Below are 26527 nucleotides of genomic sequence, written 5' to 3' on the forward strand. Positions count from 1 at the left end.
TCACTGTCTCCAAGCGTGGACCACCTTCCCTTATGGGCGCAGATTTGCGCCGTTTTCGTCCTGCTCATCTGCTCCAGCTTCTTCTCCATCTCCGAAACGGCGATGATGGCGCTCAACCGCCATCGGCTCAAATACCTCGCGAACCACGGCGCACTCGGCGCGAAGACCACCCAGAAGCTGCTCGCGCGCACTGACCTGCTGCTCTCGGTCATCCTGATCGGCAACAATCTGTTCAACACGATCATTCCGGTGCTCACCACCTCGATCGCGCTGCACACGTTCGGCCACGACAATCTGGTGCTCTCGGTGGCGACCGGCATGGTCGCGTTTCTCATCATCGTGTTCGCGGAAATCACGCCGAAGATCGTCGGCGCCACCTTTCCCGAGAAGATCGCGCTGCCCGCGAGCCTGCTGATTGCACCGCTCATGCGCGTGACCAAGCCGCTGATCTGGTTCGTGAACGGCTTCGCGAACACCATCCTGCGCGTGCTGCACATCAACACGCACAAAGCGCGCGACCAGCGTCTCTCGACCGAGGAACTGCGCACCATCGTGCTCGAGTCAGGCAGTTTCATGCCGACCAAACACCGCAGCATCCTGCTGAATCTGTTCGATCTCGAAAACATCACCGTCGACGACGTGATGATTCCGCGCCGGCGCATCGAAGCGCTCGACTACGACGCGCCGCTCGAAGACATCCTGCATCAGCTCGAAACCTGCTATCACAACAAGCTGATCGTCTATCAAGGCGACATCGATCGCGTGCTCGGCGTGCTGCACGTGCGCAAGACGCTCGCCGCGCTACATAACCAGGATTTCGAGCGCGAGACGCTGCGCGAACTGCTCACCGAACCGTACTTCGTGCCCACCGGCACCGCCGTGTTCCAGCAACTTCAGTACTTCCAGGAAAGCCGTCATCGCATCGCGCTAGTCGTAAACGAGTACGGCGAACTCGAAGGACTCGTCACGCCGGAAGACATCATCGAGGAGCTGATCGGCGAGTTCACCACGACCATGCCGCGCAGCGGCACCGGACGCGGCGGCTGGAACGACGAAGGCGAGTGCATCGTGCCGGGCAGCATGCCGCTGCGCGAACTCAACCGCTGGCTGCAGATCAAGCTGCCGACGGACGGCCCGAAGACGCTCAACGGCCTGATCCTCGAAATGCTCGAGGAGATTCCCGACGGCGACGTGTGCCTGCAGATCGGCGACATCAAACTCGAAGTGCTGCGCAGCGACGACCAGTCGGTGCGCACCGTCAAGCTCTTCAAGCCCGGCGCCAAATCCGGCAAGGGCCTCGCGAGCACGCTCGGCAAGGCGAAGAAGCTCCTGCCCGGCCACTAGACGTTAGCCGTTTGGCCGAGTGGCGCGCGCAGCCGCGCCAGCCGATCATGAAGCCGTCACGCTCACGGCGGCTTCGGGCCGGCTCTCGATGTTTTCCATTCCTCATCGTTCGCGCAGTTCTAACGGTTCGCACGCACTGGCCGCCGAGGGCCTATCCAACGGCGGCGGTGGCAGCGGCAACGCGCGCGCGTCGCTGAACACGCCGTCGCCGGCCGCCTCGCTCGACGACGCCCCAGCCGTACGTCTGCTCGCCGACACGCTGCGCGAAGCCGCGCGGCGCAACGCCTCCGACCTGCATGTCGAGCCGCTCGAACAGGGCTGGCGCATTCGCGTACGCATCGACGGCGTGCTGCACGAGATCGCCAGACCGCCCGTGCATCTGCGCGACGCGTTCGTCACGCGGGTGAAAGTGCTCGCGCGCATGGACATCGCCGAGCGGCGCATTCCCCAGGATGGCAGGCTGCGGCTCGCTCCGCTTGCGCAACACGCGTCGGCCGAAGACTATCGCGTGAATTCGCTGCCCACGCTGCACGGTGAAAAACTCGTGCTGCGGCGGCTCGAAGCGCTGCCCGCCGATCTCTCGCTCGCCGCGCTCGGCCTCGACGACACACAGCAGCACACGCTCGGCGCGGCCATCGCCGCACCGCACGGGCTCGTGCTGGTCACGGGTCCCACAGGCAGCGGGAAAACGCTGTCGCTCTACTGCTTCCTGCAACGGCTGAACGACGCTTCGCGCAATCTCTGCTCGGTGGAAGATCCCGCCGAAATTCAGCTCGCGGGCATCAATCAGGTCAACGTGCGCGAGAAAGCCGGGCTCACGTTCGCACTCGCGTTGCGCGCGTTGCTGCGTCAGGACCCGGACGTCATCATGATCGGCGAGATTCGCGACGAGGAGACCGCCAGCGTCGCCGTGAAAGCAGCACAAACCGGCCACCTCGTGCTGTCCACGCTGCACACGAACGACGCGCCCGCCGCGGTCGCACGACTGATCGACATCGGCGTGGAACCGTACAACCTCGCCGCCGCGCTGCGCCTCGTCACCGCGCAGCGACTCGTGCGGCGGCTGTGTCCGCAATGCCGCGTGCCGTCGAACGAGTCCGAGGCGGTGTTGCGCGCGGCCGGTCTCGAAGTCGATGCGCGCGCATCGAGTTTGTCATCGCCTTCATCCGTATTCGCGGCGCGCGGTTGCGAGGCGTGCCACGGCATCGGTTATCGCGGGCGAGTGGGCATACACGAAGTCATGCCGGTGAGCGCGTCCATGCGCGAGATGATTGTGGGGAAGCGCAGCGCGCACGAGATCGCCCATCAGGCGCGCGCAGAAAGCGTCGCCACCTTGCGCGACGCCGCGCTCGCACGCGTGCGCGACGGCACCACGAGTCTCGCCGAAGCGCTGGCCGCCACGGATACGCCATGAACGCCCGCCACGCCGTGTCGTCAGCAACGGATTCGCGCTTCGCCTGGCGCGGACTCGATGCAAACGGATCGCCCCGGCGCGGCGCGTTGATCGCGTTCGACGCACCCGCCGTGCGTCTCAAGCTCAAGCACGACCGCATCACCGCGACCGCCATTGTGCGGCGCGGCCCCGCGCCGCAGCCGCGCGCGAATCATGCCGACGTCACGCGCTTCACGCGTCAGCTCGCGAGTCTGCTGCGCGCGGGCTTGCCGCTCGCGGGCGCGCTCGACTTGCTCGCCCAATCACCGGGGCCGCACGGCATGCCGCGCATCGCCGCCGCGCTCGCGCGCGACATTCTCGCGGGCACGCGTTTCGCCGATTCGCTTGCGCGGCATCCGGCGCGTTTCGGCCAACTGTATTGCCAGCTCGTCGCCGTGGGCGAAGCGTCGGGAGCGCTCGCGGCCGTGCTCGCGCGCATCGCCGACGACCGCGAACGCGGCGCGGCGCAACGCGCGAAAGTGCGCGCGGCGCTCACCTATCCCGTCGCCGTGCTGCTGTTCGCCATCGCCATCACCGCCGCGCTGCTGATCTGGGTCGTGCCGACGTTCAAGCAGATCTTCGACGGTTTCGGCGCCGCGCTGCCCGCACCCACGCAGTTCGTGCTGATGCTTTCGGCCGCCGCCGCGCGCTGGAGCTTACCGGCTGCGGCGTGTGCCTGCGCAGGCGTATTCGGCGCACATGTGCTGCTGCGGCGCTCCGAAGCCGCGCGTCTCGCGTTCGGTCGCGTCGCGCTCGCGGTGCCGTTCGTCGGCGCGCTGCTCACTACGTTGTGCGCGGCGCGCTGGAGCCGCGCGCTCGGCACCCTGCTCGCCGCCGGCACGCCGCTCGCCGACGCCTTCGACTCCCTCACGCACGCAAGCGGCAATGCCTTCTTCGACCACGCGAGCGCCGGCATCAGCGCGCGGCTGCGTCAAGGCGAACGGCTCGCCGCCGCGATGCGCGCGGCGGGCTGCTTTCCGCTCGACGTGATCCAGCCGGTCGCGGTCGCCGAAGAGTCGGGCGCGCTCGACGCCATGCTGCTCGACGTCGCCGCGCTCGCCGACCGTCAGGTGGACGAAAGAATCGCGCTCGTCGCGAGCCTGTGCGAACCGCTCGTGATCGTCGTGCTCGGCGCGCTGGTCGGCGGCCTCGTCGTCGCGATGTATCTTCCCATCATTCAACTGGGCAACGTGGTGTAGCATCGCTGCCAGATTACGATTCCCCGCTCATGCCCGTTTCCCTTGCTTCCGCCGATGCAGCGTCGTCCGCGCTGCCCTTCACCGCCGCCCTCGCGCTATTGCCGCCAGGCGTGCTGATGGGCTTCGCAATCGTCATCGGCCTCGTTGTCGGCAGTTTCCTGAATGTCGTGATCCACCGTTTGCCGATCATGCTCGAGCGCGCCTGGCGCGCCGACGCGGCCGACGCACTCGGCCATGCCGAAACCTCGGGCGAGCTGTTCGCCGACGACGGCCTGCCCGCGCGCTACAACCTCTGGCTGCCGCGCAGCGCGTGCCCGCATTGCGGCCACGTCCTGCGCGCATGGGAAAACATTCCGCTCGTCAGTTGGCTCGCGTTGCGTGGGCGCTGTTCGCATTGTCACGCGCGTGTGAGCGCTCGCTATCCGGCCATCGAGATCGCCAGCGCCGCGTGTGCCGCCGCGGCGCTGCTCGCCTTCGGGCCCTCGGGCAAGGCGCTTGCGGCGTTCGTGCTGTGCGCGTCGCTGATCGCCATGAGCGCCATCGACCTGGAACATCAGTTGCTGCCCGACGCGCTCACGCTGCCGCTCGTCTGGGCCGGACTGCTCGTCAATCTCGCGGAGACCTTCACCGATCTGCACGCCGCCGTGATCGGCGCGGTCGCCGGTTATCTCGCGCTCTGGTGCGTCTACTGGCTGTTCCGGCTGCTGCGCGGCGTCGAAGGCATGGGGCACGGCGACTTTAAACTGCTCGCGGCGCTCGGCGCATGGCTCGGCTGGAGCGCGCTGCCGCAGATCGTCGTGATCGCGGCGGTGGCCGGCGCGATCGTCGGCCTCGTCGCCACGGCGAGCGGGCGTATGCGTTTCGAGGAACCGCTGCCGTTCGGCCCTTATCTCGCGGCGGGCGCGCTCGTCACGTTGTTCGCGGGCACGCCGCTGTACGCCGCTTTCGCCTGGGGGATCTGATCGATGACCATAACGGGCGCAATGACTGGCACAACATCGGGCGCAACGCGCGAGCCTTTCACGCTCGGACTGACGGGCGGCATCGGCAGCGGCAAGTCCACGGTCGCCGACCTGTTTGCGGCGCGCGGCGTGCCGCTCGTCGATACCGACGTGATCGCGCATCGCATCACCGCGCCGGGCGGTCTCGCCATGGCGCCGATCGCCGCGCAATTCGGCCCCGAATTCGTCGCCGCCGATGGCTCGATGGATCGCGCACGCATGCGCGCTCTCGTATTCAGCGACGAAACCGCGCGCAAGCGCCTCGAAGCCATCACGCATCCGCTGATCCGCGCGGAAACGGAGCGCGAGACGCGCGAGGCGAACGGACCGTATGTGATCGTGGTCGTGCCGCTCCTCGTCGAATCGGGCGCGTGGAAATCGCGCGTCGCGCGCGTGCTCGTCGTGGATTGCAGCGTGGAAACGCAAATCGGGCGCGTGATGCGCCGCAACGGCTTCAGCCGCGAACAGGTGCAGGCGATCATCGCGCGCCAGGCCACGCGCGAAGCGCGCCTCGCGGCCGCCGACGATGTGATCGTCAACGACGGCGCCAAGCTCGAGGCGCTCGCGCAGGATGTCGAAATACTGCATCAGCGCTATCTCGCGCTTGCGCGTGCGAAAACGCCGCGCGATAGCAGACACGCCGATTAAAAGCGCGCCGCAACAAAGCGCAAGAGTGCTTCTGGCGCGCTCGAATGCGCTCGAATGCGTTTAAATGCGTTTGAGCGTGCGTGAATAGCGGCTCGAATACAGTTCAAGCGCAGTTCAAACACCGCGCGACACATCCCTGGCACGCAGCCGGAATAGCGTGTGAAGCAATCGCGGGCCGCATGCGATTGCGACAGCAGTCCCACGGCATTAGAATGTCCTGCAAATCCTTCACCGACCACGCCCGAGGCGAGCGCGCTTGATTCTTTACGAGTATCCCTTCAACGAGCGAATCCGGACGCTGCTGCGCCTTGAGGACCTGTTCGAGCGCTTCACGTTTTTCCTGACGCAGGAAGACCCGAGGGAACATCACGTCGCGCTCACGACGCTGTTCGAAATCGCGGAAGTCGCAGGCCGCGCCGACCTCAAATCGGACCTGATGAAGGAACTCGAGCGACAGCGTCAAACGCTCGCTCCGTTCCGCGGCAATCCCGGCATCGAACAGAACGCGCTCGAATCCGTCCTCGGCGAAATCGAGCAGACGCTCGCGGGCCTCACGCAGATGCAGGGCAAGACCGGCCAGCATCTCGCGGACAACGAATGGCTCACGAGCATTCGCAGCCGCGCGATCATTCCGGGCGGCACCTGCAAATTCGACCTGCCGTCGTACTACGCGTGGCAACAACTGCACGCCGACCAGCGCCGCCAGGACATCGCCAAATGGGTCACGCCGCTGCTGCCGCTGCGCGACGCGGCGAGCATCGTGCTGCGTCTCGCGCGCGAATCGGGCCAGGCGTCGAAGGTCATGGCCATGCAGGGCAGCTATCAGCAGATGCTCTCGGGCCGCACGTATCAACTGATGCAGGTGCGCGTGGCGCCGGATTTGCGCGTGATCCCCGAAGCGAGCGCCAACAAATATATGCTGTGGGTGCGCTTCACGGTGCAGGACGGCGATCTGCGTCCGCGCGCCGTCGATCAGGACGTGCCGTTCCAGCTCACGCTCTGCAGCCTGTAAAGCGCGGCCAGGGCCAGCCACTTGCCAACCGCGCCGCCCGACGGCGGCGCACAGCTACTGAACGTTCGACCGAATGACCACTGTCGTGAAATGTCCGACCTGCGGCAAAGATGTCCGCTGGGTGCCGGAAAACCGCTTCCGCCCTTTCTGCTCCGAACGCTGCAAGCAGATGGATCTGGGCGCGTGGGCCGCCGAAAAGTACCGGATCGGCGGCAATGAAGAAGACACGCCGCCGGACGACGAAGCGCCGCCCACGGATACGCGTCAATAAGCGCGCCCCGTCCGGTCCCGCCCGAATGAAAAAAAGCCGCAGTGCTCGTCGCACAGCGGCTTTTGTCTTTACGGCGTCGCGCTCAGCTTACTCCGCCGCGAGCCACTCCAGCACCGGAATGGTGGCGGGCAGCAGCGGCTCGACGCTGGCCGGCAGCGACTGCCAGACGAACGCCTGACCTTCGCGGCCATGCGGCTCGCCGGTCCACTCGGTGACCTTGCAGAAGTAGAGCCGCACGTAGGCATGCGGATAATCGTGTTCGAGCGTATGCCAGCGATGGCACGCCTTCACGTCGATACCCAGTTCCTCGTGCAGTTCGCGCGCCAGCGCGGCTTCGACCGACTCGCCCTTTTCCAGCTTGCCGCCCGGGAATTCCCAGTAGCCCGCATAAGGCTTGCCCTCGGGACGCTGCGCCAGCAGATAGCGCCCGTCCGGCTGCACCAGCACGCCCACGGCCACCTCGGTGACAGGGCGCGCCGGCGGATTCTGCGCGCCGTCCTTGCCTTGCTCGCTCATGCCTCTTGCGCCTTCTTGCCCGACCAGTCGCGCGCGAATTGCCACGCCACGCGGCCCGAGCGCGAACCGCGCTCCAGCGCCCAGACGAGCGCGTCGCCGCGCGCCGATTCCACTTCTGCATCGCTGCATTCGAAGTGACGCAGCCAGTGGCCGACGATCGTCAGATAGTCGTCCTGCTTGAACGGATAGAAGCTGACCCACAGCCCGAAACGCTCCGACAGCGAAATTTTCTCCTCCACCACTTCACCCGGATGAATCTCACCGTCGGGCATGTGCTTGTAGGTCTCGTTGTCGCTCATGTACTCGGGCAGCAGATGGCGGCGGTTCGAGGTCGCGTAGATCAGCACGTTGTCCGACTGCGCGGCGACCGAACCGTCGAGCGCCACCTTGAGCGCCTTGTAGCCCGATTCGCCGTCTTCGAACGAGAGATCGTCGCAGAACACGATGAAGCGCTCGGGACGCGTCGAGATCAGATCGACGATATCGCCGAGGTCGTGCAGGTCGTCCTTGTCGACTTCGATCAGGCGCAGGCCGTCCTGCGCGTAGGCGTTCAGGCAGGCCTTGATCAGCGACGACTTGCCGGTGCCGCGCGCGCCCGTCAGCAGCACGTTGTTCGCGGGTTTCTTCTGCACGAACTGGCGCGTGTTGCGGTCGATGAGGTCCTTCTGGCGGTCGATGTTCTGCAGGTCGTCGAGCGCGATCGTCGAGATCGCCGGCACGGGCTGCAGAAAGCCGCGGCCCTGGCGCTTGCGCCAGCGGAACGCCACCGCCGAGTTCCAGTCGACTTCGGGCGTCGCCGGCGGCAGCACGGCTTCGAGGCGGCCGAGCAGCGCTTCGGCGCGGGTCAGAAACTGTTCGAGCTTGTCCATTGCGTGGTGCGTAAAGTGATCGGAAACGGTGATCAGGAACGGTAGTCGGCGTTGATGCTCACGTAGTCGTGCGAGAGGTCGCAGGTCCAGACCGTGGCTTCGGCGTTACCGCGGCCGAGCACCACGCGGATCAGAATTTCGCTCTTCTTCATGACGCGCTGGCCGTCTTCTTCCTGGTAGTCCGGATTGCGGCCGCCCGCCTTCGCGACGAGCACGTCGTCGAGATAGAGGTCGATCTTGCCGACGTCGAGATCCGTCACGCCCGCGTAGCCGATCGCGGCCAGGATGCGGCCGAGGTTGGGGTCCGAGGCGTAGAACGCCGTCTTCACGAGCGGCGAGTGGCCGATTGCGTAGGCGATCTGGCGGCATTCGGCGACGTCCTTGCCGCCTTCCACCTGGATCGTCATGAACTTGGTCGCGCCTTCGCCGTCGCGCACGATCAGTTGCGAGAGCGTCTGCGAGACTTCCGTGACGGCGTCGCGCAGCGCGGCGTACGCGGGCGAATCCGTCGACGTGATCGCAGGCAGGCTCGATTGGCCCGAGGCGATCAGGATGAACGAGTCGTTGGTCGAGGTGTCGCCGTCGATCGTGACGCAGTTGAACGAGCGGTCGGCCACGTACTTCACGAGTTCGTCGAGCACCGGCTGCGCGACGTTCGCGTCGAACGCGAGGAAGCCGAGCATGGTCGCCATGTTCGGCTTGATCATGCCCGCGCCCTTGCTGATGCCCGTGAAGGTGATCGTGTGGCCGTCGACGTCGATCTGGCGCGACACGGCCTTCGGCAGCGTGTCGGTCGTCATGATCGCCTGGGCGGCGTCGTACCAGTTGTCGGCCTTGCGGTTCGCGAGCGCGGCGGGCAGACCGGCCACGAGGCGGTCGATCGGCAGCGGTTCGAGAATCACACCGGTCGAGAACGGCAGCACTTGCGACGGTTCGATGCCCGCCAGCTTCGCGAGCGCGTCGCAGGTTGCGCGCGTGTTCGCCATGCCCGGCTCGCCCGTGCCCGCGTTCGCGTTGCCCGTGTTGATCACGAGCGCGCGGATCCCCTTGCCGCCCGCGCGCACGTTCGCGAGATGCTCGCGGCACACCGTGACCGGCGCGGCGCAGAAGCGGTTGAGCGTGAACACGCCCGACACGCTCGCGCTTTCATCGACGGAAATCACCAGCAAGTCCTTGCGGTTGGGCTTGCGGATATGCGCTTCGGCCCAGCCGAGCGTCACGCCGGCGACCGGATGAAGTTGGGCAGGATCGATCGAGGGGAAATTGACAGCCATGAGGGCGACCTGTCGAAAAGGCAATGCCGGCCGCGGCGCCTGAAGGCCGGGCCGGCATCGGGAATTCATAACGCAAGGCCCGCCTTGGCGAGCGGGCCACCGGAATCAACGCGCAAGCACGTCATGAAGCAGGCGGCGCGCCCGTCGTGCAACTCGCGCGACGGGTGCGCCACGCCGCATCACGCGATCTTGCCGTGGCACTGCTTGTACTTCTTGCCGCTGCCGCACGGGCACGGGTCGTTGCGGCCGACCTTCGGCACGCCGTCCGCGCCGAGTAGCGCTTCGTGGCTCATGGCCGCGCCGACCATCGCCGCGGCGGCGTCCGCCGCGACCGGAGCGGCTGCCGGCACGCCTTCGCCCGCTTCCGCGAATTCGGCATGACGGAACTCGACGTTCTCCAGATGGCCGCCCTGCTCTTCCATCTGCTCGGCGGCGTCTTCGAGTTGCTCCTGCGACTGGATCTGCACGTTCATCACGATGCGCGTGACTTCCGTCTTCACGGCGTCGAGCATCGCGGCGAACAGTTCGAACGCTTCGCGCTTGTATTCCTGCTTCGGGTTCTTCTGCGCATAGCCGCGCAGATGGATGCCCTGACGCAGATGGTCGAGCGCCGCGAGGTGCTCGCGCCAGCTGCGGTCGAGCGTCTGCAGCATGACCGAGCGCTCGAACCCGCTGAACGATTCACGGCCCACGAGCGCGACCTTCTGCTCGTACGCCTCGTCGGCGGCAGCGAGCACGGCTTCGAGAATCTCGTCCGCATCGATCGACGACGACTCGTTGATCATTTCCTGGATCGCGAGGTCGAGCTGCCATTCGTTGCGCAGCACTTCCTCGAGCTCGGGCACGTCCCACTGCTCTTCGATGCTGCCCGCCGGCACGAACTGACGCACGATCTCGGTGATCACGCCATGTCGCATCGCGCCGATGGTTTCGGTGATGTCGTGCGCTTCGAGCAGTTCGTTGCGCTGCTGGTAGATCACCTTGCGCTGGTCGTTCGAGACGTCGTCGTATTCGAGCAGCTGCTTGCGGATGTCGAAGTTGCGCGCTTCGACCTTGCGCTGCGCCGACTCGATCGAGCGCGTGACGATGCCTGCCTCAATCGCCTCGCCTTCCGGCATCTTCAGGCGGTCCATGATCGCGCGCACGCGGTCGCCCGCGAAAATGCGCAGCAGCGGATCTTCGAGCGAGAGATAGAAGCGCGACGAACCCGGATCGCCCTGACGGCCCGCACGGCCGCGCAGCTGGTTGTCGATACGGCGCGACTCGTGACGCTCGGTGCCGATGATGTGCAGACCGCCCGCGGCCTTCACCTGATCGTGCAGCGTCTGCCATTCGTCGTGCAGCTGCTGGATGCGGCGCGCCTTTTCGTCGGCCGGAATCGCCTCGTCGGCCTCGATGAACGCTGCCTGCTTCTCGGCATTGCCGCCCAGCACGATGTCGGTGCCGCGGCCTGCCATGTTGGTGGCGATGGTGATGCGCTTCGGACGGCCGGCTTCGGCGACGATCGCGGCTTCACGGCCGTGCTGCTTGGCGTTGAGCACGTCGTGCGGCAGACCCGCCTGCGTGAGCAGATGCGAGAGCAGTTCCGAGTTTTCGATCGAGGTCGTGCCGACCAGCACCGGCTGGCCACGCTCGTAGCATTCGCGGATGTCGCGAATCACGGCGTCGTAGCGCTCCTTGGCCGTCTTGTAGATCTGATCCTGCTTGTCGATCCGCTTCGGCACGCGGTTGGTCGGCACCACGACCGTTTCGAGACCGTAGATCTCGTTGAATTCGTACGCTTCGGTGTCCGCCGTACCCGTCATGCCCGAGAGCTTGGCGTACATGCGGAAGTAGTTCTGGAACGTGATCGACGCGAGCGTCTGGTTCTCGCTCTGGATCTTGACGTGTTCCTTCGCTTCGACGGCCTGATGCAGCCCGTCCGACCAGCGGCGGCCGGCCATCAGACGGCCCGTGAATTCGTCGACGATCACGACTTCGCCGTTCTGCACGACGTAGTGCTGATCCTTGAAGAACAGCGTGTGCGCGCGCAGCGCGGCGTACACGTGGTGCATCAGCGTGATGTTCTGCGGCGCATAGAGGCTTTCGCCCTCGCCGATCAGGCCCCACTCGGCGAGCATGCGCTCGGCCTTTTCGTGGCCCGATTCCGTGAGGAACACCTGGCGCGCCTTTTCGTCGAGCGTGTAGTCGCCCGGCTTTTCGACGCCCGTGCCGTCGGCCTTCTCTTCGCCGATCTGGCGTTCGAGCAGCGGCGGCAGCGCGTTCATGCGCACGTAGAGTTCGGTGTGATCTTCGGCCTGACCCGAGATGATCAGTGGCGTACGCGCTTCGTCGATCAGGATCGAGTCCACTTCGTCGACCACGGCGAAATTCAGCGCACGCTGCACGCGCGCTTCGGTCTCGTAGACCATGTTGTCGCGCAGGTAGTCGAAACCGAACTCGTTGTTCGTACCGTAGGTGATGTCGGCGTTATAGGCTTCCTGCTTCATGCCGTGATCCATCTGCGACAGGTTGATGCCGACAGAAAGACCGAGGAAGTTATAGAGACGCGCCATCCACTCGGCGTCGCGCTGCGCGAGGTAGTCGTTCACCGTGACGACGTGCACGCCGCGGCCCGAGAGCGCATTGAGGTACACCGGCAGCGTGGCGACGAGCGTCTTGCCCTCGCCCGTGCGCATTTCGGCGATCTTGCCGTAGTGCAGTACCATGCCGCCGATCAGCTGCACGTCGAAGTGACGCATCTTCAGCACGCGCTTGCTGGCCTCACGGCAGACGGCGAACGCTTCGGGCAGGAGTTCGTCGAGCGACGTGCCCTTGGCGACGCGCTCCCGGAATTCGGTGGTCTTGGCGCGCAGTTGCTCGTCGGTGTACTGCTCGATCGTCGGTTCGAGCGCGTTGATCGCCGCGACCGTCTTCTGATATTGCTTGATCAGGCGCTGATTGCGGCTGCCAAAGATTTTCTGTAAGAAACCGGTGGTCATCGGATCGGTGTCTGCGTCGCGGCTTCGGCCGGGATTCCTGCGCGGCTCGTGTGCGCCCGGATTGCGCCAGGTTTGCATACGACTCGCGCCACGCACCCGGATCGGAAAGACCTCGGCGGCTTAAGCCCAAATTGGTGGATTCGAATCGGGCATTTTAGCACGCACCCTTGACACCGCCTGTGTCGGCTCAGTGACCGGTGCAGCCGCCCTGCCCGCGCTGACGCGCCCCCGCAGCGGCGCGCGACGCGTGGCGGCCACTCCACGAGACGCGTGGAGGGAAAGCGCGCAAGCTACAATCACGACATTGCCGCGCAACCCGCGCGCGCTCCCATTCCTGCCACATGAGCCGTTTCTCGCCGATTTCAAGGCCTGGCGCCCCGCGCGCGACCGGCGCTGCACGCAGCCCCGGCGGATCGCGCAAGTCCGGCGCGCCGCGTGCGCCGCAGCTGCTCACCGAAGTGCTGAGCCGCACCGACGCGTTCGCGCCGCTGCGTGCGGGCGTCGAGCAGATCGCGGCGATCCAGCGCGATCTGGGCGCGCTGCTGCCCGATTACCTCGCGACGAGCATCGAACCCGGCTTTATCAAGGACGGCAAGCTCGCGCTGTTCGCCGCGCATAACGCGCTCGCGGCGCGCCTGCGCCATCTGGAGCCGCGACTCGTCGCCGACCTGCAGGCGCGCGGCTGGCCGATCGACGGCGTGCGCATCCGCGTGCGTCCGCAAGCGGTGAAGGAGCCGCCGCAGCCGAAGCAGGCGCGCATGACGCCGGTCGGCGCCGCCGCGCTCGCCACGCTCAGCGAGACGCTGCCGCCCTCGCCGCTGCAGGAAGCGCTCGCGAAGATGGCGGCGCGGCATCTCCGGCGGCGCTAGACGCCAGGCGCTCCGCGACGCGTCGCCGCAGGCACGCAATATCGGCGTGAAAAACAAAAAGGGTGGCATATCGCCACCCTTTTTCATATCTGCACAGTCTGCGCCGAATATCAGCGCCGAAATTCAGGCAAACGCCGTCTGCGCCTCGTAACCGAAGCCGCGCGGCGCCTTCTGCGTGTCGTCGAACGTGACGATCTCGTAGGCGTCTTCGTGTGCCAGCAGTTCGCGCAGCAGCGCGTTGTTCAGGCCGTGACCCGACTTGTACGCGTCGTACGCCGCCAGCAGCGGATGACCGACCACGTACAGATCGCCGATCGCGTCGAGCATCTTGTGCTTCACGAATTCGTCGTCGTAGCGCAGGCCGTCGTTGTTCAGGATGCGGTATTCGTCGAGCACGATCGCATTGTCCATGCTGCCGCCGCGCGCGAGGCCCAGCTCACGCATCATTTCGACTTCGTGCGCGAAGCCGAACGTGCGTGCACGCGCGATTTCACGCACGTACGAAGTGTTCGCGAAGTCGACTTCGAGCGCCTGACCGGTCTTGTCGACGGCCGGGTGGCGGAAGTCGATGGTGAACTTGAGCTTGAAGCCGAAGAACGGGTCGAGACGCGCGAACTTGTCGCCGTCGCGCACTTCCACGGTCTTCTTCACCTTGATGAACTTCTTCGGTGCGTTCTGCTCTTCGATGCCCGCCGACTGGATCAGGAACACGAACGACGAAGCGCTGCCGTCCATGATCGGAATCTCTTCAGCCGTGACGTCGACGTAGAGATTGTCGATCCCAAGACCCGCGCAGGCCGACATCAGATGCTCGACCGTCGAAACGCGCGCGCCGTCTTTCTGCAGCACGGAGGCAAGGCGCGTGTCGCCGATCGACATCGCCGAAGCGGGGATGTCCACGGGGGTCGGCAAATCCACGCGCGAAAACACGATGCCCGTGTCCGGCGCCGCCGGGCGGAGCGTCAGGTCGACCTTGCGGCCCGAATGAAGGCCGATGCCGACCGTCTTCACGATCGATTTGATGGTTCGCTGCTTCAACATAGTGTTCTACTCATTGAAAATCCCAATCGGGATTTTTTAACTCATAGCCCGAATTATACTCCAAGTATGCAGAACCCGTCGTCGTCCCGGGCGTGACAATCTGTTTCCCGTTGTTACTCTGACGGGAGCTGTCGGGATGGACGACGGGCCGATGACCGGAACGGAGGCGTTCCCGGCCATCGGCCCGCACGGCTTGAGGTAATCGCCCGTCACATTTACGGTGCCGGCCCGTTGCGCAAGGGCAACGCTGGGACGGCGAACGCGTTCATGCGGGGCTCAGCGCAGCCAGGATGCTTGCGGCATCGCTGACTTCGAATTTGCCGGGCGCTTCGACGTTCAGCGTCTTGACCACGCCGTCGTCGATCACCATGGCGTAGCGCTGGGACCGAATGCCCATGCCACGCGCCGACAAATCCTGCTCCAGACCGAGCGCACGGGTGAACGCCGCGCTGCCGTCGGCCATCATGCGTACCTTGCCCGAGGTCCGCTGATCGCGCCCCCACGCGCCCATCACGAACGCGTCGTTGACGGACACACACCAGATTTCGTCGACGCCCGCCGCGCGCAGCGCGTCGAACTGTTCGACATAACCCGGTACGTGCTTCGCCGAGCAGGTGGGCGTGAAAGCGCCGGGCAATCCGAAGATCACCACGCGCTTGCCCGCCGTCTGCTCGCGCACGCCGAAGCTGTTAGGCCCCAGCGTGCAGCCCGCGCGCTCGTCTTCGATGAACTCGAAGAGGGTCGCATCGGGCAGCGTTTCACCCTGTTTGATCATGACTCGTCCTTCACATCGATGCGCAAGGCACGTCGGCACGCTGCATCGGGCCATCATACGCCCGGTCGCGATGGACCGAAAAAACCGCCGGCGCCCGCTTCGCGCATGTGAAATGCGTGCTGGCGACGCGCCTGGCAACGTCGGCCGGAATCCGGGCAACTTCGCACGGTGCGTCCAAACGCAGCGGGCAAGCGTCCCAGCCGGGCATCCACAGGGATGCGGCGTTGCGCGTTCTTTCCCGTCTTCTCACGACATGCAGCCTGCCTGACCGTCCGCGGGCGGGGCGCAACCCAATGCGCCACGCCGCAGCCGGATCTGAGCAGTGCGCAGTCCGCCTTAGTCCGCCTGCTTGCGCAGGAACGCCGGGATGTCGTACGTGTCGACGCCCTTTTCCTGCAGCGCCTGCACGTGCGAAGCCGCGGTGTCGCGCGACGTGCGCCACACAGCCGGCGTGTCGAGCGCGCCGTAGTCGGCGGTGTTGGGCGGCGGTGCGTACGAATGCGGCGCGGCGGCAACCGGATGGTTGTCCGTGCCCGTGCGCAGCAGCGTCATCGGTGCGGCTTGCTGCTTCGATGCGGCAGCGCGGCCGAGGCCCGTTGCCACCACCGTCACGCGCAGCGCGTCGCCCATCGCGTCGTCGTACACGGCACCGAAGATCACCGTGGCGTCTTCCGCCGCGTAGCTCTTGATGGTGTTCATGACTTCACGCGTTTCCGACAGACGCAGCGAACGGCTCGACGTGATGTTGACCAGCACGCCACGCGCGCCCGACAGATCGACGCCTTCGAGCAGCGGGCTTGCGACCGCCTGTTCCGCGGCCAGACGCGCGCGATCGACGCCGGCCACCGTGGCCGTGCCCATCATCGCCTTGCCCTGCTCGCCCATCACCGTCTTCACGTCTTCAAAGTCGACGTTCACCAGACCGTCGACGTTGATGATTTCGGCGATGCCTGCGACTGCGTTGTTCAGAACGTCGTCCGCGCACTGGAAGCACTTGTCCATCTCGGCGTCATCGCCCATCACGTCGAACAGCTTGTCGTTCAGGACGACGATCAGCGAGTCGACGTGATCCTCCAGTTGCTGCGAGCCGGCTTCCGCCACGCGCATGCGCTTGCCACCTTCGAATTCAAACGGCTTGCTCACGACACCGACCGTGAGAATGCCCATTTCCTTGGCGATCTGCGCGACCACGGGCGCTGCACCCGTACCCGTGCCGCCGCCCATGCCGGCGGTGATGAACACCATGTGCGCGCCGCGCAGTGCGTCGGCGATGCGCTCGCGTGCTTCTTCAGCGGCGGCGCGGCCCATTTCCGGCTTCGCACCCGCGCCCAGACCCGTGCTGCCCAGCTGGATCACGGCCGGCGCGCGCGAACGCGAGAGCGCCTGGGCGTCCGTGTTCATCACGATGAAATCGACGCCTTGCACGCCGCGGTTGATCATGTGCTGAACGGCATTGCCGCCAGCGCCACCGACGCCCACCACCTTGATGATGGTGCCGTTGGTTTCCGTTTCCAGCATCTGGAATTCCATGTTGCCTCCGTCAAGAAAAAGATTCCGCTCCTCGGCAGTTATTCAGGGAGAGTCGGGCAACCCTCCACTGCGCGCCAGCCGCCGTCACCAGCGCTATCGGTCTCTGCTTTAACCCTTGTTGCTGCGTTAGCTGCTTCAACCTGTCGGCGCGGTATCAGAAGTTGCCGAGGAACCAGTCCTTCATACGCGTGAAGACCTGGCCCATCGATCCCGACTGCACCGCTACCTTGCGGCCGCGCATACGCTGCGCGCGGCCTTCCGCCAGCAGTCCCATCGCCGTCGAATAGCGCGGATTGCGCACGACGTCGGCGAGACCGCCCGCGTACTCCGGCACGCCAATGCGCACCGGCTTCAAAAAGATGTCTTCGCCCAGCTCGACCATGCCCGGCATCATCGCCGCGCCGCCCGTGAGGACGACGCCCGAGCTCAGCAGTTCTTCGTAACCCGACTCGCGCACGACCTGCTGCACGAGCGAGAACAGTTCTTCGACGCGCGGCTCGATCACGGCCGCCAGCGCCTGGCGCGACAGCGTGCGCGGACCGCGCTCGCCCAGACCCGGCACTTCGATCATCTCGTCCGGATCGGCGAGCGCCTGCTTCGCGATGCCGTAGCTCACCTTGATGTCTTCCGCATCCGGCGTGGGTGTGCGCAGCGCCATCGCGATGTCGCTCGTCACCTGGTCGCCGGCGATCGGAATCACCGCCGTGTGACGGATCGCGCCTTCGCTGAAGATCGCGATGTCCGTCGTGCCGCCGCCCACGTCCACCAGCACCACGCCGAGTTCCTTCTCGTCGTCGGTGAGCACCGCCAGCGACGACGCCAGCGGCTGCAGGATCAGGTCGTTCACTTCGAGGCCGCAGCGGCGCACGCACTTCACGATGTTCTGCGCCGCGCTCACCGCGCCCGTGACGATATGCACCTTCACTTCGAGGCGGATGCCGCTCATGCCGATCGGCTCGCGCACATCTTCCTGACCGTCGATGATGAATTCCTGCGTGAGGATATGCAGCACCTGCTGATCGGTCGGGATGTTGATCGCCTTCGCGGTTTCGATCACGCGCGCCACATCGGTCTGCGTGACTTCCTTCTCCTTGATGGCGACCATGCCGCTCGAGTTGAAGCTGCGGATATGGCTGCCTGCGATGCCGGTGAACACATTAGTGATCTTGCAGTCGGCCATGAGTTCCGCTTCTTCGAGCGCACGCTGGATAGACTGCACCGTGGCCTCGATGTTCACCACCACGCCCTTCTTGAGACCTTTCGATTCGCTCTGGCCGAGGCCGATCACCTCGTAGTGGCCTTCGCCCTTCAATTCGGCGACGACGGCCACCACCTTCGACGTCCCGATGTCGAGGCTGACCAGCAGATCCTTATAGTCTTTACTCATATCGTGCTCGTTGCGTGTGATGTGCTGTTACTTCTTGCCGGGGCCCGGCGTGTCGTTGATGAACCGCATGCCGGCGGCCCGAATCGCGAAACCGTTCGGATAGCGCAAGTCCGCATACTCGATGTCTTTCCCCCAGCGTTGCGTGACCGCCGACCACGCGGCGATGAGGCGATGCGCGCGCTCGCCGAGCGTGTCGGCGTTGCGCTCGCGGCCCAGCTCCACTTCCATGCCGTTCGACAGCTTCACTGTCCACGCGTAGCGCGACGACAGCGTGACTTCGTCGGGCTCGATGCCAAGCGGCGCGAACCACTTCTGCAGATCGCGATAGCGCGCGACCACTTCGGGCGCGGTGCCGTCGGGACCGTCGAACGCGGGCAGATCTTCGTCGAGCTCGCCCTGGTTCGCGGTGAACAGTTCGCCGTCGGTGCTCACGAGCTGATCGCTGCCCCACGTGCCGAGCGGCTTGTACTCCTCGAGCGACACCGCCAGCGCATTCGGCCAGACGCGGCGCACGCTCGCATGGCGCACCCACGGCATCTGCTCGAACGCGGCGCGCGCGGTATCGAGATCGACGGTGAAGAAGTTGCCCTTGAGCCGGCCGACCACGCTCGCGCGCACCGTCGGCGCGTTGATGTGCTCGGTGTCGCCCTCGATGCGGATCTCGCGCAGCGCGAAGTTCGGACGCTGCACGAGCCAGTAGCAGCCAGCCGCCAGAAGCGCGAGCGCGAGCAGCGCGTGCAACGCGTTGGCGGCAAGGTTGAGCTGGCGTACGTTATTCCACATGTCGAGATTGTCGATTCAATGCACGGACTGCAATTCGTCGGTCAGAGATTAATTAAGGGTTCAATCTTTCAGCGTGAGTGCCAGCACGCGCACCACGAGCTCCGGATACTCGATGCCCACCGAACGCGCGGCCTTCGGCGGCAGCGAGTGATCGGTCATGCCGGGCGCCGTGTTCACTTCGAGGAAATACGGGTTGCCTGCGCGGTCCATCATGAAGTCGGCGCGGCCCCAGTCGGTGCAGCCGAGCACGTCGAACGCGCGGCGCGCGAGCTTCTTCAGTTCCGCTTCCTTCTCCGGCGCGACGCCGCACGGGATCAGATACTGCGTCGTGTCGAGGATGTACTTCGCGTCGTAGTCGTAGAACTCGCCGGCCGGCACGATCTTGATGATCGGCAGATCGAGGTCGCCCGCGATGCACGCGGTGTACTCGCCGCCGCCTTCGATGCTCTTTTCCACCAGCACGATCTTGTCGTGCTTCGCGGCTTCCTCGAGCGCCGGCACGAGTTCGGCGGCCTGCTTCACCTTGATGACGGCCACGCTCGACCCTTCGCTCGCGGGCTTCACGAACAGCGGCAGACCGAGCTTCGCGACGATCTGCGGCGCGCGCGCCGCGAAGTCGTCGCCGCGCAGCACGGCTTCGAACGCCGGCGTGGGAATGCCCAGTTGCTGCCACACGAGCTTGCTGCGGAATTTGTCGAGACCGAGCGCCGAACCGAGCACGCCCGTGCCCGTATAACGAATGCCGTAGAAGTCGAGCGCGCCCTGGATCTGGCCGTTCTCGCCGTAGCCGCCATGCAGCGCGTTGAACGCGCGCACGAAGCCTTCTTCCTTGAGTGCCGACAGCGGACGCTCGGACGGATCGAACGCATGCGCGTCGATGCCGGCGCTTTGCAGCGCCTGCAGCACGAGCGAGCCCGACTTGAGCGACACCTCGCGCTCGGCGGACACGCCGCCGAGCAGCACGGCCACCTTGCCAAACTGCTTCGGGTCGATCTTCTCGTATTGGGTATCGATACTGCTCATGTCGCTCACGCCTTTTGTTCCTGTTGCGCGATCCGGCCCGGCACGCCGCCGATCGAACCCGCGCCCATCGTAATCACCACATCGCCGTCGCGGACCACTGCGGCCAGCGCGTCCGGCATCTCATCCACCGTTTCGATAAACACCGGCTCGACCTTGCCCGCCACGCGGATCGCGCGCGCGAGCGCCCGGCCGTCGGCCGCGACGATCGGCGCTTCGCCGGCCGCGTAGACGTCGGTGAGCACGAGCGCGTCGGTCGTCGACAGCACGCGCACGAAGTCTTCGAAGCAATCGCGCGTACGCGTGTAGCGGTGCGGCTGGAACGCCAGCACGAGACGGCGGCCCGGAAACGCGCCGCGCGCGGCCGCAATTGTCGCCGCCATTTCGACCGGATGGTGGCCGTAGTCGTCGATCAACGTGTAAGTACCGCCGCCGTTGACCGGAATTTCGCCGTAGCGCTGAAAACGACGGCCCACGCCGTTGAATTCGGCCAGCGCGCTCTGGATGTACTCATCCTTCACTTCGAGCTCGGTCGCGATCGCAATGGCCGCGAGCGCGTTTTGCACGTTGTGATCGCCCGGCAGGTTCAGCACGATGTCGAGCGACGGCGCATCTTCGCGCATCGCCGTGAAATACATCTTGCCGTCGCGCGGCACCACGTTCACCGCGCGCACCTGGGCGTCCGGCGCGAAGCCGTAACGGATGATCGGCTTCGAGACGAACGGCAGAATTTCCTTCACGCTCGGGTCGTCGACGCACAGCACCGCGATGCCGTAGAACGGCAGGCGATGCGTGAATTCGATGAACGCCTGCTTCAGGCGCGCGAAGTCGTGCCCGTAGGTGTCCATGTGATCGGCGTCGATGTTCGTGATGACTTCGATCACCGGGAAGAGATTCAGGAACGAGGCGTCCGACTCGTCGGCTTCCGCGACGATGAAGTCGCCCGTGCCCAGACGCGCATTCGCGCCCGCGCTGTTCAGACGGCCGCCGATCACGAAGGTCGGGTCGAGCCCGCCCGCCGCCAGCACGCTCGCGACGAGCGAGGTGGTCGTGGTCTTGCCGTGCGTGCCCGCGATCGCGATGCCCTGCTTGAGGCGCATGAGTTCCGCGAGCATCACGGCGCGCGGCACGATGGGAATGCGGCGATGGCGCGCGGCCAGCACTTCGGGGTTGTCGCTGCGCACGGCCGTGGAGACGACCACGGCGTTGGCGCCTTCGATGTTCTCTGCGTCGTGGCCGATCGCGATGCGCGCGCCGAGCGCGGCGAGGCGGTCGGTGACCGCGTTCTTCGCGAGGTCCGAGCCGCTCACGTGATAGCCGAGGTTGACGAGCACTTCGGCGATGCCGCTCATGCCCGCGCCGCCGATGCCGACGAAATGGATGTGTTTGACGATGTGTTTCATTGCTTTCCTCCCGCGCTTACGCCCGCCACGGCCGCGCAGATGCGCGCGACCTGATCGGCGGCGTCGGGTTTCGCGAGCGCGCGAGCGCGCTCTGCCATTTCCGCCAGCGATTCTCTGGTTTGTTGCTTGAGCCAATCCGCGAGCGCCTCTGCCGAGAGCTCGCGCTGCTGCACCACGCGCGCCGCGCCCTGCTCCGCGAGGAACGCCGCGTTGGTGGTCTGGTGGTCGTCGACCGCGTAGGGGAACGGCACGAACAGCGCCGCCACGCCCACCGCCGCGATCTCGGCCACGGTCATCGCGCCCGAACGGCAGATCACGAGATCCGCGCGCTCATAGGCGCTGGCCATGTCGTCGATGAACGGCACGAGTTGCGCCGCTTCGCCCGGCTCGATACCGGCGTCGAGATAGTTCTGGCGCAGCGCGTCGATATGCTTCGCGCCCGCCTGATGCACGACCTGCGGACGCTCGCCCGGCGCGAGCATCGACAGCGCGCGCGGCACGACTTCGTTGAGCGCCGCCGCGCCGAGACTGCCGCCCACGACGAGCACGCGCAGCGGACCGCTGCGCTGCGCGTAACGGTCCTTCGGCTGCACGACGTGTTCGAGTTCCTCGCGGATCGGATTGCCGGTCCACTCGGCGTGCGGCAGCGCGCCGGGGAACGCCACGAGCACGCGCTTCGCGAGTTTCGCGAGCACCTTGTTCGCGAGGCCCGCGATGGAGTTCTGTTCGTGCAGCACGAGCGGACGGCCCGAGAGCGCGCTCATCACGCCCGCCGGGAACGTGATGTAGCCGCCCATGCCGAGCACGACGTCGGGCTTCACACGGCGCAGCGCCGCGAGACTTTGCGTGCAGGCGCGCAGCAGGTTCAGCGGCAGCATCAGCTTGGTCTTGATGCCCTTGCCGCGCACGCCGCCGAAACGCACGTATTCCATCGTGATGCCGTGCTTCGGCACGAGCGTCGCTTCCATGCCCGCGGGGTTGCCGAGCCACACCACGCGCCAGCCCCACTGCTCCATGCGATGCGCGACGGCGAGCCCCGGGAACACGTGTCCCCCGGTGCCGCCGGCCATCACCATGAGCGTGCGCGTTGCTGCGGTCATACCTTGCCTCCGCGCATCAATACCCGGTTCTCGTAATCGACGCGCAGCAGCAGCGCCACCGCGATGCAGTTCAGCAAAATGCCCGAGCCGCCGTAGCTCACGAGCGGCAGCGTGAGACCCTTGGTCGGCAGCAAGCCGAGGTTCACGCCCATGTTGATGAAGGCCTGCGCGCCGAACCACACGCCGAGCCCCTTCGCGACCAGACCGGCGAAGGTGCGGTCGAGCGCGAGCGCCTGGCGGCCGATCTCGAACGAGCGCCGCACGATCCAGTAGAACAGCAGGATCACGACCAGCACGCCGACGAAACCGAGTTCCTCGCCGATCACGGCGAGAATGAAGTCGGTGTGCGCTTCGGGCAGATAGTTGAGCTTTTCGACGCTGCCGCCGAGGCCCACGCCGAACCATTCGCCGCGGCCGAACGCGATCAGCGAGTGCGTGAGCTGATACGCCTTGCCCTGCGCGTAACGGTCGTCCCACGGATCGAGGTACGCGAAGATCCGCTCGCGACGCCACGGCGACGCCCACACGAGCAGCGTGAAGGTGCCGACCGCCGTGGCCACGAGGCCGCCGAACAGCTTGCCGTTCACGCCGCCGAGGAACAGCACGCCCATCGCGATCGCCGCGATCACCATGAACGCGCCCATGTCCGGCTCGAGCAGCAGCAACGCGCCCACCACGCCCACGGCGAACGCCATCGGCAAGAAGCCCTTGGCGAAACTGTGCATGTATTCCTGCTTGCGCACCGTGTAGTTCGCGGCGTAGATCGTCACCGCGAGCTTCATGATTTCCGACGGCTGCATGTTGGTGATGCCGAGCGGAATCCAGCGGCGCGCGCCGTTCACGCCCTTGCCGATGTGCGGAATCAGCACCACGACGAGCATGCCCAGCGCGATCAGAAAGAGCTTGGGCGCGTAACGCTCCCAGACGGAAACCGGAATGCGGAACGCGATCAGCGCCGCGACCGTGGCGACCACGAGCGACACGATGTGACGCGCGAGAAACGCCCAGTCGCGGTACGACGCGTACTTCGGCGAATCAGGCATGGCGATCGAGGCCGAATAGACCATCACCACGCCGAGACCGAGCAGCGCGATCACGGCCCACAGCAGCGAGTGGTCGTAGTCGAGCATGCGCGAGCGCGCCGGACGCACGCCGTTGACGACGCTCGAAATGCCGCTCGTGCGCGCGCCGTTGGCGCCGCCTGCGCCGCGCGCGCCGTCCGTTGCACCGCCGCTCGCTTCGCGCGACAGCCGCCCGCCGAATCGTTCGGACCAGCTCATATCATCGTCCCCCGTTCAGCGGCAATGGCTTCCACGGTGTCGTGGAACACGGCCGCGCGATGCGCGTAGCCCTTGAACATGTCGAAGCTCGCGCACGCCGGCGACAGCAGCACGACGTCGCCCGGTTCGGCGAGCGTCGTGGCCGCGCGCGTGGCCTCTTCGAGCGTGGCGTGGTCGCTGAGCGCGACGCCGGTGTTTTCCAGCGCGGCGCGAATCTTGGGCGCGTCGCGGCCGATCAGCATGACCGCGCGGCACCAGCGCTCCACGGGCGCGGCCAGCGGGTCGAAGTCCTGGCCCTTGCCGTCGCCGCCCGCGATCAGCACCGCGCGTTGCGCGAGGCCGTCGAGCGCCGCGACCGTCGCGCCGACGTTGGTGCCCTTGCTGTCGTCGACGAAATCGATGCCGTCGATCGAGGCGATCAGTTCGACGCGATGCGGCTCGCCGCGATATTCACGCAGGCCGTGCAGCAGACGCGCGGGCGCGAGGTCGATCGCACGGGCAAGCGCGAAGGCCGCGAGCGCATTCGCCGCGTTGTGCAGACCGCGGATGCGCAGCGCGTCGGCGGGCATCAGGCGCTTCATCGCGAGATTCACGGGCGCCGCTTCCTGCTGCTTGCGGCGGCGCGGCGAAACCGGTTCGTCGCTCGCGTCGAGATCGTGCGCCTGGACGAGCCAGAGCATGCCGTTCTCGCGCTGCACGCCGAGGTCGCCCGCGCGTTGCGGTTCGTTCACGCCGAAGGTCACGACCTTCGCTTCGCCGACCTGCTCCGCGTTCGCGAGCGACATCACGCGCGCGTCCTCGCGGTTCAGCACGCGCGTGGTCTGCGCGCCGAAGATGCGGCCCTTCGCAGCCGCGTAGGCGTCGAGCCCGCCGTGCCAGTCGAGGTGGTCCTGCGTGATGTTGAGGATCGCGGCCGCGTCGGGCGCAAACGTATGCGCCGTTTCCAGCTGGAAGCTCGAAAGTTCGAGCACCCACACATCCGGCAGCGCGGTGTTGTCGATTGCCTCGGTGAGCTTGTCGAGCATCGCCGGGCTGATGTTGCCCGCCACCGCGACCGTCTTGCCCGCGCGTTCGCACAGCAGGCCGGTGAGGCTCGTGGTGGTGGTCTTGCCGTTCGTGCCGGTGATCGCCAGCACCTTCGGGTGATAGCCGCTTTCGCCGAGATGGCGCAGCGCCTGCGCGAACAGTTCGAGTTCGCCCCACACATCGATACCGCGTTCGCGCGCGGCGGCGATCAGCGGCACGAGGTCTTCCGCCAGCGGCGACAGGCCCGGGCTGATGGCGACCAGCTCCACGCCGTCGAGCAGCGCGGGCGTGAACGGTCCGCCGACGAAGTCGGTCTCGAGATTGCGCGCGGCGAGTTCGGGCGCGAGCGTGGCGAGTCCCGGCGGCGTTTCACGCGTGTCGGCAAGACGCAGGCGGCAACCATGCCGCACGCACCAGCGCGCCATCGCGAGACCCGATTCGCCAAGTCCCAGCACGAGCACCATCGGCTTTTGCCGATCCCGAAACTTCTCGCCAAACATTGCTTGCTTTCCTAAGTGACCTAAAGGACCAACCCGAGGACCAACCCGATGACCAAAGACTGTTGCTTCGCGCGGCTGCGGATCAGCGCAGCTTGAGCGTCGACAGACCGATCAGACACAGCATCAGCGTAATGACCCAGAAGCGCACGACCACTTGCGTCTCTTTCCAGCCGGACAGCTCGAAATGGTGATGCAGCGGCGCCATCTTGAAGATGCGGCGGCCTTCGCCATAACGCTTCTTCGTGTACTTGAACCAGGTGACCTGCAACATCACGGAGAGCGTTTCCGCGACGAAAATGCCGCCCATGATGAAGAGCACGATTTCCTGACGCACGATCACCGCCACCGTGCCGAGCGCGCCGCCGAGCGCGAGCGCGCCCACATCGCCCATGAACACCTGCGCGGGATACGTGTTGAACCAGAGGAACGCGAGCCCTGCCCCGCCCATCGCCGAGCAGAAGATCAGCAGTTCGCCCGCGCCCGCGATGTGCGGGAACAGCAGGTATTTCGAGTAGACCGAGCTGCCCATCACGTAGGCGAACACGCCGAGCGACGCGCCCACGAGCACGACCGGCATGATCACGAGGCCGTCGAGGCCGTCGGTCAGATTCACGGCGTTGCTCGCGCCGACGATCACGAAATACGTGAGTGCGATGAAGCCCCACACGCCGAGCGGATAGCTGATCGACTTGAGGAACGGCAGCAACAGGTCGGCGCGCGCGGGCAAGCCCATGGAGAGGCCGCTGCGCACCCACGCCATGAAGAGGTCGAACACGCGCACGTTGCTCGCTTCGGACACGCTGAACGCGAGATACACCGCCGCGAACAGGCCGATCACCGACTGCCAGAAATACTTCTCGCGCGAGGACATGCCGCGCGGATCCTTGTAGACGACCTTGCGATAGTCGTCGACCCAGCCGATCGCGCCGAAGCCGAACGTCACCAGCATCACGATCCAGATGAAGCGGTTCGTGAGATCGCCCCACAGCAGCGTGGACACCGCAATGCCGATGAGAATCAGCACGCCGCCCATCGTGGGCGTGCCCGACTTCACGAGGTGAGTCTGCGGGCCGTCCTTGCGCACCGCCTGACCGACCTTCATGGCCGTGAGCTTGCGGATCACGTACGGTCCGAAGAACAAACCAATACCCATTGCGGTGATGGTCGCCATCACCGCACGGAACGTCAGATAACTGAACACGCGCAAGAAGCTTGCGTCATTCTGCAGCCATTGCGCCAGCGCCAGTAGCATGCCTTGTATTCCTT

At 65.9% G+C, this 26527-nt stretch carries 23 protein-coding genes; 8 read left to right on the forward strand and 15 right to left on the reverse strand.

The genetic code is table 11. The annotated features are described in order from the left end of the window. The first annotated feature begins 15 nt into the window (after positions 1-15). The 7 genes from G5S35_RS12535 to G5S35_RS12565 all read left to right on the forward strand — a co-directional run bounded on the left by G5S35_RS12535 (position 16) and on the right by G5S35_RS12565 (position 6907). Positions 16-1344, forward strand: a complete 1329-nt coding sequence (locus G5S35_RS12535; protein WP_065060413.1) for an HlyC/CorC family transporter — start codon at positions 16-18, stop codon at positions 1342-1344. A gap of 88 nt (positions 1345-1432) precedes the next feature. Next, complete coding sequence (locus G5S35_RS12540; protein WP_110329525.1) at positions 1433-2758, forward strand: GspE/PulE family protein; 1326 nt, start codon at positions 1433-1435, stop codon at positions 2756-2758. Beyond that, a complete protein-coding gene (locus G5S35_RS12545) occupies positions 2755-3975 on the forward strand; it encodes a type II secretion system F family protein (RefSeq protein WP_183038349.1) in 1221 nt (406 codons plus the stop codon). The genes G5S35_RS12540 and G5S35_RS12545 overlap by 4 nt, the downstream gene beginning before the upstream one ends. 29 nt (positions 3976-4004) lie before the next feature. Continuing rightward, entirely contained in the window at positions 4005-4937 is a 933-nt protein-coding gene (locus G5S35_RS12550) for a prepilin peptidase (protein WP_183038350.1), read from the forward strand. Positions 4938-4958: 21 nt separating this feature from the next. Next, positions 4959-5624 (forward strand): dephospho-CoA kinase, encoded by a 666-nt coding sequence (gene coaE / locus G5S35_RS12555; protein WP_124262243.1) that lies wholly within the window; start codon positions 4959-4961, stop codon positions 5622-5624. Between the two features lie 256 nt (positions 5625-5880). Further along, positions 5881-6636, forward strand: coding sequence for a cell division protein ZapD (zapD, locus tag G5S35_RS12560; protein ID WP_027817983.1), 756 nt, complete (start codon positions 5881-5883; stop codon positions 6634-6636). 73 nt (positions 6637-6709) lie between these two features. After that, a complete protein-coding gene (locus G5S35_RS12565) occupies positions 6710-6907 on the forward strand; it encodes a DNA gyrase inhibitor YacG (protein WP_027817984.1) in 198 nt (65 codons plus the stop codon). A gap of 87 nt (positions 6908-6994) precedes the next feature. Here the strand turns inward: G5S35_RS12565 and G5S35_RS12570 are convergent, their stop codons facing one another. The 4 genes from G5S35_RS12570 to secA form a co-directional block, all read right to left on the reverse strand. Then, the gene (locus G5S35_RS12570; protein WP_065060417.1) at positions 6995-7423 is read right to left on the reverse strand and encodes an NUDIX domain-containing protein; all 429 of its coding nucleotides are present in this window, start codon (positions 7421-7423) and stop codon (positions 6995-6997) included. Continuing rightward, complete coding sequence (locus G5S35_RS12575) at positions 7420-8292, reverse strand: ATP-binding protein (protein WP_074987367.1); 873 nt, start codon at positions 8290-8292, stop codon at positions 7420-7422. Before G5S35_RS12575 ends, G5S35_RS12570 begins: the two co-directional genes overlap by 4 nt. A gap of 32 nt (positions 8293-8324) precedes the next feature. After that, entirely contained in the window at positions 8325-9566 is a 1242-nt protein-coding gene (gene argJ / locus G5S35_RS12580; protein WP_074987366.1) for a bifunctional glutamate N-acetyltransferase/amino-acid acetyltransferase ArgJ, read from the reverse strand. Between the two features lie 179 nt (positions 9567-9745). Next, positions 9746-12547 (reverse strand): preprotein translocase subunit SecA, encoded by a 2802-nt coding sequence (secA, locus tag G5S35_RS12585; protein ID WP_065060443.1) that lies wholly within the window; start codon positions 12545-12547, stop codon positions 9746-9748. Between the two features lie 341 nt (positions 12548-12888). Between secA and G5S35_RS12590 the strand changes: the two genes are divergently transcribed. Beyond that, complete coding sequence (locus G5S35_RS12590; protein ID WP_065060420.1) at positions 12889-13416, forward strand: DciA family protein; 528 nt, start codon at positions 12889-12891, stop codon at positions 13414-13416. Positions 13417-13539: 123 nt separating this feature from the next. On the opposite strand, the gene lpxC is transcribed toward G5S35_RS12590, so the two are convergent. From lpxC to mraY, 11 genes are all read right to left on the reverse strand, one after another. Beyond that, entirely contained in the window at positions 13540-14457 is a 918-nt protein-coding gene (gene lpxC, locus G5S35_RS12595) for a UDP-3-O-acyl-N-acetylglucosamine deacetylase (protein ID WP_065060421.1), read from the reverse strand. A gap of 265 nt (positions 14458-14722) precedes the next feature. Beyond that, positions 14723-15232, reverse strand: coding sequence for a peroxiredoxin (locus tag G5S35_RS12600; protein WP_065060422.1), 510 nt, complete (start codon positions 15230-15232; stop codon positions 14723-14725). Between the two features lie 336 nt (positions 15233-15568). After that, positions 15569-16762 carry a cell division protein FtsZ gene (gene ftsZ / locus G5S35_RS12605; RefSeq protein ID WP_065060423.1) on the reverse strand — a complete coding sequence of 398 codons (1194 nt, stop codon included), beginning with the start codon at positions 16760-16762 and terminating at the stop codon, positions 15569-15571. Between the two features lie 154 nt (positions 16763-16916). Beyond that, positions 16917-18149 (reverse strand): cell division protein FtsA, encoded by a 1233-nt coding sequence (gene ftsA, locus G5S35_RS12610; RefSeq protein WP_065060424.1) that lies wholly within the window; start codon positions 18147-18149, stop codon positions 16917-16919. 27 nt (positions 18150-18176) lie between these two features. Then, entirely contained in the window at positions 18177-18932 is a 756-nt protein-coding gene (locus G5S35_RS12615) for a cell division protein FtsQ/DivIB (protein WP_065060425.1), read from the reverse strand. 60 nt (positions 18933-18992) lie between these two features. Continuing rightward, positions 18993-19955 carry a D-alanine--D-alanine ligase gene (locus tag G5S35_RS12620; RefSeq protein WP_065060444.1) on the reverse strand — a complete coding sequence of 321 codons (963 nt, stop codon included), beginning with the start codon at positions 19953-19955 and terminating at the stop codon, positions 18993-18995. Between the two features lie 5 nt (positions 19956-19960). Continuing rightward, positions 19961-21355 carry a UDP-N-acetylmuramate--L-alanine ligase gene (gene murC, locus G5S35_RS12625; protein ID WP_065060426.1) on the reverse strand — a complete coding sequence of 465 codons (1395 nt, stop codon included), beginning with the start codon at positions 21353-21355 and terminating at the stop codon, positions 19961-19963. Then, the gene (murG, locus tag G5S35_RS12630) at positions 21352-22455 is read right to left on the reverse strand and encodes an undecaprenyldiphospho-muramoylpentapeptide beta-N-acetylglucosaminyltransferase (protein WP_065060427.1); all 1104 of its coding nucleotides are present in this window, start codon (positions 22453-22455) and stop codon (positions 21352-21354) included. Before murG ends, murC begins: the two co-directional genes overlap by 4 nt. Beyond that, complete coding sequence (gene ftsW, locus G5S35_RS12635) at positions 22452-23735, reverse strand: putative lipid II flippase FtsW (protein WP_074987363.1); 1284 nt, start codon at positions 23733-23735, stop codon at positions 22452-22454. Before ftsW ends, murG begins: the two co-directional genes overlap by 4 nt. After that, on the reverse strand, positions 23732-25261 hold the full coding sequence (gene murD / locus G5S35_RS12640) for a UDP-N-acetylmuramoyl-L-alanine--D-glutamate ligase (RefSeq protein ID WP_183038351.1): 1530 nt from the start codon (positions 25259-25261) through the stop codon (positions 23732-23734). The genes ftsW and murD overlap by 4 nt, the downstream gene beginning before the upstream one ends. An 82-nt stretch (positions 25262-25343) precedes the next feature. Beyond that, positions 25344-26513: a phospho-N-acetylmuramoyl-pentapeptide-transferase gene (gene mraY, locus G5S35_RS12645; protein WP_065060430.1), complete on the reverse strand. Its 1170-nt coding sequence runs from the start codon at positions 26511-26513 to the stop codon at positions 25344-25346. Between the last annotated feature and the right edge of the window lie 14 nt (positions 26514-26527).

This window comes from Paraburkholderia tropica, from assembly GCF_014171495.1.
Lineage (GTDB): Bacteria > Pseudomonadota > Gammaproteobacteria > Burkholderiales > Burkholderiaceae > Paraburkholderia > Paraburkholderia tropica.